12 protein-coding genes are annotated in these 12,524 nt (G+C 60.7%); 6 read left to right on the top strand and 6 right to left on the bottom strand.

Features of this window, described 5'->3' with window-relative positions:
* Positions 1-245: 245 nt before the first annotated feature.
* The 5 genes from ppx to AC0Z5Z_RS01680 form a co-directional block, all read right to left on the bottom strand.
* Positions 246-1,748 carry an exopolyphosphatase gene (gene ppx / locus AC0Z5Z_RS01700; RefSeq protein WP_041476907.1) on the bottom strand — a complete coding sequence of 501 codons (1,503 nt, stop codon included), beginning with the start codon at positions 1,746-1,748 and terminating at the stop codon, positions 246-248.
* Between the two features lie 146 nt (positions 1,749-1,894).
* A complete protein-coding gene (locus AC0Z5Z_RS01695) occupies positions 1,895-2,632 on the bottom strand; it encodes an amino acid ABC transporter ATP-binding protein (RefSeq protein ID WP_485610626.1) in 738 nt (245 codons plus the stop codon).
* Positions 2,619-3,269, bottom strand: coding sequence for an amino acid ABC transporter permease (locus tag AC0Z5Z_RS01690; protein ID WP_122705602.1), 651 nt, complete (start codon positions 3,267-3,269; stop codon positions 2,619-2,621). Before AC0Z5Z_RS01690 ends, AC0Z5Z_RS01695 begins: the two co-directional genes overlap by 14 nt.
* Complete coding sequence (locus AC0Z5Z_RS01685) at positions 3,266-3,934, bottom strand: amino acid ABC transporter permease (RefSeq protein ID WP_016772622.1); 669 nt, start codon at positions 3,932-3,934, stop codon at positions 3,266-3,268. Before AC0Z5Z_RS01685 ends, AC0Z5Z_RS01690 begins: the two co-directional genes overlap by 4 nt.
* A 21-nt stretch (positions 3,935-3,955) precedes the next feature.
* Positions 3,956-4,741 (bottom strand): transporter substrate-binding domain-containing protein, encoded by a 786-nt coding sequence (locus AC0Z5Z_RS01680; protein WP_041476905.1) that lies wholly within the window; start codon positions 4,739-4,741, stop codon positions 3,956-3,958.
* A gap of 256 nt (positions 4,742-4,997) precedes the next feature.
* Here AC0Z5Z_RS01680 and AC0Z5Z_RS01675 point away from each other — a divergent pair, with 256 nt between their 5' ends.
* The 6 genes from AC0Z5Z_RS01675 (at position 4,998) to AC0Z5Z_RS01650 (ending at position 11,191) form a co-directional block, all read left to right on the top strand.
* Entirely contained in the window at positions 4,998-5,705 is a 708-nt protein-coding gene (locus tag AC0Z5Z_RS01675) for a FadR/GntR family transcriptional regulator (protein WP_485610625.1), read from the top strand.
* A 120-nt stretch (positions 5,706-5,825) separates the two neighbouring features.
* Complete coding sequence (trxA, locus tag AC0Z5Z_RS01670; RefSeq protein ID WP_003206727.1) at positions 5,826-6,155, top strand: thioredoxin TrxA; 330 nt, start codon at positions 5,826-5,828, stop codon at positions 6,153-6,155.
* 249 nt (positions 6,156-6,404) lie between these two features.
* On the top strand, positions 6,405-7,664 hold the full coding sequence (rho, locus tag AC0Z5Z_RS01665) for a transcription termination factor Rho (protein WP_003229334.1): 1,260 nt from the start codon (positions 6,405-6,407) through the stop codon (positions 7,662-7,664).
* Positions 7,665-7,903: 239 nt separating this feature from the next.
* Positions 7,904-9,370, top strand: coding sequence for a 4-hydroxy-3-polyprenylbenzoate decarboxylase (gene ubiD, locus AC0Z5Z_RS01660; protein WP_039757427.1), 1,467 nt, complete (start codon positions 7,904-7,906; stop codon positions 9,368-9,370).
* The gene (locus AC0Z5Z_RS01655) at positions 9,370-10,338 is read left to right on the top strand and encodes a CDP-6-deoxy-delta-3,4-glucoseen reductase (protein WP_353188335.1); all 969 of its coding nucleotides are present in this window, start codon (positions 9,370-9,372) and stop codon (positions 10,336-10,338) included. Before ubiD ends, AC0Z5Z_RS01655 begins: the two co-directional genes overlap by 1 nt.
* A 184-nt stretch (positions 10,339-10,522) precedes the next feature.
* On the top strand, positions 10,523-11,191 hold the full coding sequence (locus tag AC0Z5Z_RS01650; protein WP_024014748.1) for a gamma-glutamylcyclotransferase: 669 nt from the start codon (positions 10,523-10,525) through the stop codon (positions 11,189-11,191).
* Here AC0Z5Z_RS01650 and glpT read toward each other — a convergent pair.
* Positions 11,167-12,516: a glycerol-3-phosphate transporter gene (gene glpT / locus AC0Z5Z_RS01645; RefSeq protein WP_024014747.1), complete on the bottom strand. Its 1,350-nt coding sequence runs from the start codon at positions 12,514-12,516 to the stop codon at positions 11,167-11,169. The genes AC0Z5Z_RS01650 and glpT overlap by 25 nt on opposite strands.
* Positions 12,517-12,524 lie beyond the last annotated feature (8 nt).

Genomic DNA, 12,524 nt, shown 5'->3' with positions numbered 1-12,524 from the left:
GTGCCGAAGGTCAAAAGCCCCTCACCCTAACCCTCTCCCGGAGGGAGAGGGGACTGACCGAGGTGTCTTGCGTCATACACTGACCTGAAATACCTGATCGAACTCTGGCCTCAACGCTAGTACAAATCGGCTCCCTCTCCCTCGGGAGAGGGCTGGGGTGAGGGGAGAGCTACACCGCCGCTCTCAAGCCAAACCCAATAAAAAGGCGATCCTAACGGATCGCCTTTTTTGTGCCAGCCAGTTACTCAGTGCACCGTGAGGACAATTCCAACCCGCGTCAGCCAATCCGCTTCCAGGCCGAAATCCGCCTGGGTCAGCTGATTTTCATCCAGCCAGTTCTCCGGGAATTCCACGTCGAGATGATCGCCATTGGCATGCAGCGCCACCTGTGGCATCGCCTGGGTCCCGCGAATGTGATGGAACAGAATGGCAAACCGCAGCAGCACGCACAGGCGAATCAGTTTGATGCCGTCATCGCCGAATTCGGCGAATTTGTCCTTGGGAATATTGCGCCGATGCCCACGCACCAATAGCGCGAGCATCTGCTGGTCTTCTCGCGAGAAGCCGGCCAGATCGGAGTGTTCGATCAGGTAGGCGCCATGCTTGTGGTAGTGATAGTGAGCGATGTCGAGGCCGACTTCGTGCACTTTCGCCGCCCAGCCGAGCAGTTCGCGCCAGATGCCGTCATCCAGTTCCCAGTCCACGGCGACCTGATCGAAGGCGTGCAGGGCCTTGCGCTCGACCCGCGCTGCCTGTTCCAGGTCGACGTGATAGCGCTCCATCAGCGAGGTCAGGGTGCGTTCGCGCACGTCTTCATGGTGATGGCGGCCGAGCAGGTCGTAGAGCACGCCTTCGCGCAGCGCGCCTTCGCAATGGTCCATGCGTTGCAGTTCGAGGGCGTCGAAGATTGCTTCGAGAATCGCCAGGCCCGCCGGAAAGATCGCCCGGCGGTCAGGCTTGATGCCTTCGAAATCGATCTTGTCGGCGTCGCCGAGCTTGAACAGCTTGCGCTTGAGCCACGCCAGGCCTTCGGCGTTGACCTCGCCGCTGCCGTGGCCGCCAGCCTTCAAGGCCAGGCCGATGGCGCGAATCGTACCGGAGGAGCCGATGGCTTCATCCCAGGTCAGGCGATGCAGGGCGTGCTCGATGCTCATGATCTCCAGGCGCGCCGCCGTGTAGGCCTGGGCGTAGCGCGCCGGGGTGATCTTGCCGTCCTTGAAATAACGCTGAGTGAAACTCACGCAGCCCATTTGCAGGCTTTCGCGCAATAAAGGCTCGAAGCGCTGGCCGATGATGAATTCGGTGCTGCCGCCGCCGATGTCGGCGACCAAACGTTTGCCAGGGGTATCGGCGAGCGTGTGCGAAACGCCGAGATAGATCAGGCGCGCTTCTTCACGGCCGGAAATGACTTCTACCGTGTGGCCGAGGATTTCTTCGGCGCGGCGGATGAATTCGCCACGATTGCGCGCTTCACGCAGGGCGTTGGTGCCGACGATGCGCACGGCGCCGAGCGGCATACCGTTGATCAGTTGGGCAAAGCGCTTGAGGCAATCGAGGCCGCGCTGCATCGATTCTTCGTTGAGCTGGCGCGCGTCGTCGATGCCGGCGGCCAGTTGCACCTTCTCGCCGAGGCGCTCGAGGATGCGGATTTCGCCGTTCTGGGCCTTGGCCACGACCATGTGAAAGCTGTTGGAGCCCAGGTCGATTGCGGCGATCAGGGACAGATTCTTGGCTTGGGATTGCGGCATGGTCAGGGGGTCTCGGTCGATAACCCCGACATCGTGCCACGATCAAACGCTGGCGCCAACGCGCATGGCTCAAACCGCCGGAGCGCGCACCCCGTCCCTGGCTGCATTCCCACGCGGAGCGTGGGAACGATCAGGATGAGGCTGCTTCAGGCTGTCGCTTCCACCGTGCCAATAAAGTTCGCCAGCTCGACCGTCTGCGGATTGGCAAACAACACCTTCGGATCGCCCACCTCATGCACCTTGCCATCGTGCATGAACACCAGTTTGTCGCCGACTTCCCGGGCAAAGCGCATCTCGTGGGTGACCATGATCAGCGTCATGCCTTCCTTGGCCAATTGCCGCACCACGCTGAGCACTTCATTGACCAGCTCAGGGTCCAGCGCCGAGGTGATTTCATCGCACAGCAGCACCTTCGGCGACATCGCCAAAGCCCGGGCGATCGCCACCCGTTGCTGCTGACCACCGGACAAACGGTCCGGGAAGGCATCGAATTTCTCCCCGAGCCCGACTCGCTCGAGCATTTCGCGCGCCAGTTCGGCTGCCTTGGCCTTGGGTACTTTCTGCACCACTTGCGGCGCGAGCATGACGTTCTCCCCGACGGTCAGGTGCGGGAACAGGTTGAACTGCTGGAAGACCATGCCAACCTTCTGTCGCAGGCTGCGCAGATCAGCGCGGGCGGCGTCGAGGTATTCGCCGTCGACTTCGATCACGCCGTCGTTGATCGACTCCAGGCCGTTGAGTGTGCGCAACAGAGTCGATTTGCCCGAGCCGCTGCGGCCGATGATCGCCACGACCTGGCCTTCCTCGACGCTGAGGTCGATGCCTTTGAGCACGTGGTGATCGCCGTAGTATTTATGCAGGGCGGAAATTCTAAGCAGAGGCATGCAGTCTCCTTTCCAGGTAGCGCGCACTGAGGGACAAGGGGTAGCAGAGCAGGAAGTAGCCGAGGGCGACGAGGCCGTAGACCATGAACGGTTCGAACGTGGCATTGGCGAGCATGCCGCCGGTCTTGGTCAGTTCGGTGAAGCCGATGATCGAGGTCACCGCTGTGCCTTTGACCACTTGCACCGAGAAGCCCACGGTCGGCGCCACGGCGATGCGCAGCGCTTGCGGCAGGATCACGTAGCGCAACTGCTCAAGCGGATTGAGCGCCAGGCTCGACGAGGCTTCCCACTGACCGTGGGGAATGGCCTCGACGCAGCCGCGCCAGATCTCCGCCAGATAGGCGCTGGTGAACAAGGTCAAAGCGATCGCGGCGGCCATCCACGGTGAAATCTCGATGCCGGCCAGCGCCACGCCGAAGAACACCAGAAACAGTTGCATCAACAGGGGCGTGCCCTGAAACAGCTCGATCCAGGTGCGGGCGATGCTGCTTGATAGCGTGTTCTTGGAAATGCGCATCACCAGAATCAGCAGGCCGACGAGGCCGCCGCCAATGAACGCCACCAGTGACAGCGCCAGGGTCCATTGCAGGCCGGTGAGCAGGTTGCGCAGGATGTCCCAGAAAGTGAAATCGCTCATTGGCTGCTCCTCGCAATGAACCGGCGGCCGAACCAGTTGAGCAACTGGCGGATCAGCAGCGCCATGCACAGATAGATCAGGGTGGTCAGCGCATAGGTTTCAAAGGCGCGGAAGTTGCGCGACTGAATGAAGTTGGCGGCGAAGCTCAATTCTTCCGTGGCGATCTGCGAACACACCGCCGAACCGAGCATGACGATGATGATCTGGCTGCTTAGCGCCGGCCAGACCTTGCCCAGCGCGGGCAGCAGGACGACGTGGCGGAACGCTTCGAAGCGGGTCATCGCCAGTGCCGCAGCCGCTTCCAGTTGCCCGCGCGGAATCGCCTGGATGCCGGCGCGGATGATTTCGGTCGAATAGGCGCCAAGGTTGATCACCATCGCCAGCACCGCCGCCTGCCACTCGGAGATCTGCATGCCGAGCGACGGCAGGCCGAAGAAGATGAAGAACAGTTGCACCAGAAACGGCGTGTTGCGGATCAACTCGACGTAGACGCCGAAGATCGCCGAGAACGGGCGAATCTGCCACGCTCGCACCAGCGCGCCGACAATGCCCACGCCGACCCCGAGCAGCGCGCCGATGGCGGTCAGCTCCAGCGTGAACAGTGCGCCGCGCAGCAGCAGGTCGGTGTTTTCCACCACCGGCAAAAAATCGAACTGATAAGCCATGAACGTCTCCCGCGCAGTCGATCAGAGATCGGCCGGCAGCGGCTCTTTCAGCCAGGTCTGCGAGTTCTTTTCCAGTGCGCCGTCAGCCTTGGCGGTGTTGAGGATGTCGTTGACCTTGGCCAGCAACGCCGCTTCGTTCTTGTTCACGCCCACGTAGACCGGGGAATCCTTGAGCTTCACCTTCAGCGCCGGCACGCGCTTGGGGTTCTTCTCGCTGATGGCCACCATCACCACGTTGCCGCTGGCGATCAGATCGACCTGGCCTGCCAGATAAGCAGCGATGGTCGAGTTGTTGTCTTCGAAACGTTTGATGGTCACGCCTTCGGGGGCGACTTTGCTCAGCTCGATGTCTTCGATGGCGCCCCGGGTGACGCTGATGGTCTTGCCCTTGAGGTCGTCGAGGCTGGTGATCGCGGCGTCTGGCGGACCGAACACGGCGAGGTAGAACGGCGCATAGGCGCGGGAGAAGTCGATGACTTTCTCACGCTCAGGGTTTTTGCCGAGGCTGGAAATCACCAGATCGACTTTGCCGGTGGTGAGGAACGGGATGCGATTGGTGCTGTTGACCGGGGTCAGTTCGAGTTTGACCTTGAGTTGGTCAGCGAGCAGTTTCGCCGTGTCGATATCCAGGCCGCGCGGCTTCATGTCCGGGCCGACCGAGCCGAACGGCGGGAAGTCCTGGGGCACGGCAACTTTCAGCGTGCCGCGTTTGACCACGTCGTCCAGACCGTCGGCGTGAGCGGGGGCCTGGCACAGCAGCAGGCCGGCAAACAGGGAAGCGAGGAGGGCGCTGTAACGCTGGGTCATGGACAATCTCCGGATCGGCGGGAAGTGGTTGCTGCGATCGGACAGAGCATGGGCCGTGCCAACAGGCGGATTTCGCCCCGGAAGGCCGCAGTAGCAGCGGCTTCGTTCGGTCTTACTGGTCTGAACAGTCAACTCGGTTTTCGCACTGCGATGGCGCATCGGCTGCAAGTGCCGAACCCCGCTGGGGCACGACTTGCCGGACTCGACGAATAGCTTTACAACTAGCCGCACCTTGGCCCTGACGCGTCCGCACATCATGAATTCGATCTCCCGCGCCGTACCCGAAGTGGCGCTGCAAGCGATCCGCAAACTGATCACCGAACAGGGCTTCGGTGCCGGCGACGCGTTGCCTTCGCAACGGGATCTGGCGCTGCAACTGGGCGTCAGTCGGGCATCGTTGCGTGAAGCGCTGTCGTCGCTCAGTGCACTGGGCGTGGTCAGCATTCAGCCGGGCAAGGGCGTGTTCGTGCAGTCGCCGGTCGAAGTGTCGCGCGGCGACAACGCGCCAGGCTGGTCGTTTGCGGCGCAGGCATCGCCGCTGGATATCTTTCAATTGCGCTATGCGCTCGAAGGGTTTGCAGCAGGGCTGGCGGCGGTGACGTTGAGCACGTTCGATCTGGATGCGCTGGAAGACAACGTTGCGGCCATGCGCGAGCAATTGAAGCTCGGCGACTTTGAGGCAGCGGCGAAACTCGACTTCGAATTCCACCGACGCATCCTTCTTGCCAGCGGTAATCAGGCGATGCTGAGCATTCTCACCGCCAGCGCCGAGATCTTTCTCGAGAGCCAGAAACTGCCGTTCATCCGCGCCGAGCGCGCCATGGAAACCTGGCAGGAACACCGCAAGATCCTCCGCGCACTGGCGCGCCGCGCCTCGGCGGCGGCGCAGAAAGCCATGCAGGAACACGTGCGCAACGCCGCCCTGCGCACTGGAATCGCCTTCATCGCTCCCGCCACGGCGTGACTTGAGCTATACCCAAACTCATCAAGGGCCATAGCAACACTCAATCATCTGCGGCTTCCTGAACAAGGGAAGGGCGGCTATGATGGGCCACGTTTTTTTGCTTACAACCTGGAGAATTCCATGAGCAGCGATCTGATCAAACACGTTAGCGACGCTAGTTTCGAAGCCGACGTACTCAAGGCCGAAGGCGCTGTCCTGGTCGACTACTGGGCTGAATGGTGCGGCCCTTGCAAAATGATCGCACCGGTTCTGGACGAGATTGCCGAGACTTACAAAGGCAAGCTGACCGTCGCCAAACTGAACATCGACGAAAACCAGGAAACCCCGGCCAAGCATGGCGTGCGTGGTATCCCGACGCTGATGCTGTTCAAGAACGGCAACGTTGAAGCGACCAAGGTCGGCGCACTGTCGAAGTCGCAGCTGGCGGCTTTCCTCGACGCCAACATCTGAGCGTCGCAGTAAAGCGCTGAAAAAAAGCCCCGCAAATCGCGGGGCTTTTTGCGTATTCAGGGCTAGACGCTCCGAAACTCAGGTGGTACATTCGGCCCCGCACTGGTTTCTCCAATGCCCCCTGCTAGCCGTCGCCGACGCACTCCTTTTCGAATTAGTTCGCGATCCTGTCGCCTTCTCCGCGGCGCGGCCTCATTAAGCCAAAAGCTTAATTTCCCCCCCCTCCATAAATGATTACGTCATTCCTATATGAATCTGACTGAACTCAAGCAAAAGCCGATTACCGAACTGCTCGAATTGGCCGAACAGATGGGCATAGAAAATATGGCCCGTTCGCGCAAGCAGGACGTGATTTTCTCCCTGCTGAAAAAGCACGCGAAAAGCGGCGAGGAAATCTCCGGTGATGGCGTGCTGGAGATTCTCCAGGACGGCTTCGGCTTCCTGCGCTCCGCAGACGCTTCCTACCTCGCCGGCCCTGACGACATCTACGTCTCGCCGAGCCAGATCCGCCGCTTCAACTTGCGCACCGGTGACACCATCGTTGGCAAGATCCGCCCTCCGAAGGAAGGCGAGCGGTATTTCGCCCTGCTCAAGGTCGACACGATCAACTTCGATCGTCCGGAGAACGCGAAAAACAAGATTCTCTTCGAGAACCTGACGCCGCTGTTCCCGACCGTGCGCATGAAGATGGAAGCCGGCAACGGTTCCACCGAAGACCTCACCGGTCGCGTGATCGACCTGTGTGCACCGATCGGCAAAGGCCAGCGTGGTCTGATCGTCGCACCGCCGAAAGCCGGTAAAACGATCATGCTGCAGAACATCGCAGCGAACATCGCCCGTAACAATCCTGAAGTTCACCTGATCGTGCTGTTGATCGACGAGCGTCCGGAAGAAGTGACCGAAATGCAGCGCACCGTGCGCGGCGAAGTGGTTGCCTCGACCTTCGACGAGCCGCCGACCCGTCACGTGCAGGTTGCTGAAATGGTGATCGAGAAGGCCAAGCGTCTGGTCGAACACAAGAAAGACGTGGTGATCCTGCTCGACTCCATCACCCGTCTGGCCCGTGCCTACAACACCGTGATCCCGAGCTCCGGCAAGGTATTGACCGGTGGTGTCGATGCCCACGCCCTGGAGAAGCCGAAGCGTTTCTTCGGTGCCGCGCGTAACATCGAAGAAGGCGGCTCGCTGACCATTATCGCCACCGCGCTGGTTGAAACCGGCTCGAAGATGGACGAAGTGATCTACGAAGAGTTCAAGGGTACCGGCAACATGGAGCTGCCTCTGGATCGCAAGATCGCCGAGAAGCGTGTGTTCCCGGCCATCAACATCAACCGCTCCGGCACCCGTCGCGAAGAGTTGCTGACCGCCGACGACGAACTGCAGCGCATGTGGATTCTGCGCAAGCTGCTGCACCCGATGGACGAAGTCGCCGCCATCGAGTTCCTGGTCGACAAGCTGAAAACGACCAAGACCAACGACGAGTTCTTCTTGTCGATGAAACGCAAGTAATACGCTGGCGTTTCAGCAAAGGACGCTCCCGAGAGGGGGCGTTTTTTTTTGCCCCGAAAAATCTCGCGCCCATCACGGATATCTGTTGATGGGCCGATATTGCGGCGTCGGCAGCGCACTCCCGAGTTCGAGGCCTGCGCCTTCGCCGCAGCGCGGGGGCCACAATCGAGCAATGACGGGCTGCTGTTTGCCCCTCAGAGCAGGTAGGATGTACGCCTATTTTGAGGGTGCCATCGTCAATGAAATTCAAGGATCTTCGGGATTTCGTGCAGCAGCTTGAGCAGCGCGGAGAGTTGAAACGCATCCAGATTCCCGTCTCGCCGGTGCTGGAGATGACTGAGGTGTGCGATCGCACGCTGCGGGCCAAAGGCCCGGCACTGTTGTTCGAGAAGCCTACCGGTTACGACATTCCGGTGCTCGGTAATCTGTTCGGCACCCCCGAGCGCGTGGCCATGGGCATGGGCGCCGAGTCGGTCAGCGAGCTGCGCGAAATCGGCAAGCTGCTGGCCTTCCTCAAGGAGCCGGAGCCGCCGAAGGGCTTGAAGGACGCGTGGTCGAAACTGCCGATCTTCCGCAAGATCATTTCGATGGCGCCGAAAGTCGTCAAAGACGCGGTGTGCCAGGAAGTGGTCATCGAAGGCGACGATGTCGATCTGGCGATGTTGCCGGTGCAGACCTGCTGGCCCGGCGACGTTGGCCCGCTGATCACTTGGGGCCTGACGGTCACCAAAGGCCCGAACAAGGAACGCCAGAACCTCGGCATCTACCGCCAGCAAGTGATCGGCCGCAACAAGGTGATCATGCGCTGGCTCAGTCACCGTGGCGGTGCTCTCGATTTTCGCGAGTGGTGCGAGAAGCACCCGGGCCAGCCGTTCCCGGTGTCCGTGGCCCTTGGCGCCGATCCGGCGACGATTCTCGGTGCCGTGACGCCGGTGCCGGACAGCCTCTCCGAATATGCTTTCGCAGGGCTCTTGCGCGGCAACCGTACCGAACTGGTCAAGTGCCGTGGCAACGATCTGCAAGTACCGGCCACCGCCGAAATCATCCTTGAAGGCGTGATTCATCCGGGCGAAATGGCCGACGAAGGCCCTTATGGCGACCACACCGGTTACTACAACGAAGTCGACAGCTTCCCGGTGTTCACCGTCGAGCGCATCACCCACCGGATCAAGCCGATCTATCACAGCACCTACACCGGCCGTCCGCCGGATGAGCCGGCGATTCTCGGCGTGGCGCTGAACGAAGTGTTCGTGCCGATTCTGCAGAAGCAGTTCCCGGAAATCACCGACTTCTACCTGCCGCCGGAAGGCTGCTCGTACCGCATGGCCGTGGTGACGATGAAGAAGTCGTATCCGGGGCATGCCAAGCGCGTGATGCTCGGTGTCTGGTCGTTTTTGCGACAGTTCATGTACACCAAGTTCGTTATCGTCACTGACGACGATATCAACGCCCGCGACTGGAACGACGTGATCTGGGCTATCACCACGCGCATGGATCCCAAGCGCGATACGGTGATGATCGATAACACGCCGATCGACTACCTCGACTTCGCCTCGCCGATCTCCGGCCTGGGCTCGAAAATGGGCCTGGATGCCACCCACAAGTGGCCGGGCGAAACCACTCGCGAGTGGGGCCGCGTGATCGTCAAGGACGACGCCGTCACCCAACGGATCGATGCCATCTGGAATCAGTTAGGAATAGATTGATGCGTGTAACCCTGCAGCCTTCCGGAGCAGTGCTCGAGATACAGCCCGGTGAGCGGATTCTCGACGGTGCGCGGCGCCTGGGCTATGACTGCCCGCAAAGCTGCCGCAACGGCAATTGCCACGTGTGTGCAGCGCTGCTGGTGGAGGGCCGCGTCGAGCAGGCCGGCAAAGTCCACGACCATGGCGAGTTCTACACCTGCATCGCCGCACCGCTGGAAGACTGCGTGCTGTTGTGGGATGGCGTGCTCGCACTCGGTGAATTGCCGGTGCGCAGCCTATCGTGTCAGGTCATCGAGTGCCGCGAGGTCGGCGGCGACACCTGGCGCGTGCGTCTGCGGGCACCGGCGGGCAAGCCGCCGCGCTATCACGCCGGGCAATATTTGATGATCGAGCGTGAGAACGGTGAGAAATCGGCGTTCTCCATGGCTTCGGCACCCCACGGCGGGCGTGATCTGGAAATTCATGTGCTGGCGCGCGAAACCAGTGCGTTGAGCCTGATCGAGCAGTTGCAACGCAACCCGCTGGTGCGTGTCGAGTTGCCGTTCGGTGACACACATCTTGCGGAGCTGCCCGACGGTCCTCTGGTATTGATCGCCGCCGGCACCGGCATGGGCCAGATTCACAGCCTGATCGAACATTGCCGCGCCAAAGGCTTCAAGCATCCAGTGCATCTGTACTGGGGTGTGCGCCGTCCAGAAGATTTTTATCAGATCGAGCACTGGGACGAATGGCTGAAGCTGCCCAATCTGTTCCTGCACAAAGTGGTCAGCGACCAGTGCGGCTGGGAAGGGCGCTGCGGGATGTTGCACGAAGCGGTTTGCGAGGATTTCCCCGATCTGAAGCCGCTGCACGTCTATGCCAGCGGTTCGCCGGCGATGGTTTACGGGACCCTGGATGCGCTGGTCGAGGCGGGGATGGATGCGCATCAGATGCGCGCTGATGTGTTCGCCTATGCGCCGCGCTCTTGAGACTTATAACTTGGTATATAGCCGATCGGTATTTACCTTAAACAGTAAATATCGCTAGGTTATATATGAATCAGGCAATTAATCAGTGGCACTTAATTTGCCTTAAAACATATGTGCCTTATTGTTACAACGGTGCGTTCTATTAAGTAATTCTTCACCCGCGGGGAGCTGAACGCTATTCGCCATGAGCGCCATTGAAAACGCAATTCTGAACCTGGCTTACCCTCCGCGGCTCGATCTTGGGCCGCAGCTGACGCACGAACAACTTCTCGCTTCCATGCAATCGACCATGGCACGCCACAAGGGCGGGCCGGTGTGGCTGTTCGCCTATGGCTCGCTGATCTGGCGGCCGGAATGCACGGCGGTTGAGCGCATGCGCGGTCGCGTGCATGGCTATCATCGCGGCTTGTACCTGTGGTCCCACGAGCATCGGGGTACACCGGAAATGCCCGGTCTGGTGTTCGGTCTGGATCGTGGCGGTTCATGCAGTGGCTTTGCCTACCGCTTGCCGGAAGACAATCTCGATACCGCGCTGTATGCGCTGTGGAAACGCGAGATGCCGTTTCCCTCGTATCGCCCGCACTGGCTCAATTGCCGGCTCGAAGATGGCACTCAGGTGCAGGCCTTGGGATTCGTTCTGGAGCGCCACCTGCCGAGCTACGCCGGCAACTTGCCGGATCATGTGCTCAGCCAGGTGTTCGCCAGCGCCAGCGGGCGTTACGGCACCACTCGCGATTATGTCGAGCAGACCGCGCACGCCCTGCGCAGCCACGCCATGCCGGATCGAAATCTGGAGGCGCGGCTCAAGCGCTGTAAATCACACAGCGATCAGGCGACCGCTTCACGGCTCTGACTGGCGACTTGCTTGTGCCACAGCGTTGGCGCAAGGAAGGCCATCGCCAGCAGGCAAGCGCCGACCAACAGCACGAAACCGCCATCCCAGCCGAAGTGGTCAACGGTGTAGCCCATCGCCGCACTGGCCGCGACCGAACCCCCCAGATAACCGAACAGACCGGTGAAGCCCGCTGCGGTGCCGGCGGCTTTCTTCGGCGCCAGTTCCAGCGCTTGCAGGCCGATCAGCATCACCGGGCCGTAGATCAGGAAGCCGATCGACAGCAGGGCGATCATGTCGACCATCGGATTGCCGGCCGGATTCAGCCAGTAAACCAGGGTCGCAACAGTCACCAGGGCCATGAACACCATGCCGGTCAAACCACGGTTGCCACGGAAGATCTTGTCGGACATCCAGCCGCACAGCAGCGTGCCCGGAATGCCTGCCCACTCGTAGAAGAAATAGGCCCACGAGGTTTTATCCACGGTGAAGCCCTTGGCTTCCTTCAGGTACGTCGGCGCCCAGTCCAGCACGCCGTAGCGCAGCAAGTAGACGAAGACGTTGGCCAGAGCGATGTACCAGAGCATTTTGTTGCGCAGCACGTATTTGACGAAGATTTCCTTGGCGCTGAATTCGTCTTCGTGGCTGGCGTCGTAGCCTTCCGGGTAGTCGTTCTTGTACTGCTCGATCGGCGGCAGGCCGACCGATTGCGGGGTGTCACGCATGGTGATGAAGGCGAATACCGCTACGCCAAGTGCGACTGCTGCCGGGACGTAAAACGCCGCGTGCCAGTCATTGAACAGACCCATGCCGATCAGGAACAGCGGGCCGATCAGACCGCCGCCGACGTTATGCGCCACGTTCCACACCGACACCACGCCACCGCGTTCCTTCTGCGACCACCAGTGCACCATGGTCCGCCCGCTCGGCGGCCAGCCCATGCCCTGCGCCCAGCCGTTGATGAACAGGAGGATGAACATCATCGTCACGCTGGACGTTGCCCACGGCGCGAAACCGAAAATGAACATCACCCCGGCCGAGACCAGCAGACCGAACGGCAGGAAGAAGCGCGGGTTGGAACGGTCGGACACCAGGCCCATGAGGAACTTCGACAAACCATACGCAATGGCGATCGCCGACATCGCCAGGCCGAGGTCGCCACGGCTGTAGCCTTCATCGATCAGGTACGGCATGGCGAGGGAGAAGTTCTTGCGCAGCAGGTAGTAACCGGCGTAGCCGATAAAGATACCGGCGAAGATCTGCCAGCGCAGGCGGCGGTAGGTGCTGTCTATTTTTTCTTCAGGCAATGGAGCCTGATGTGCGGCAGGACGAAAGAAAGCAAACATTCAAGAGC

The organism is Pseudomonas sp. 1L-E-NC-VB-C3 (assembly GCF_057291535.1).
This window is presented reverse-complemented; position numbering and strand designations above follow the sequence as displayed.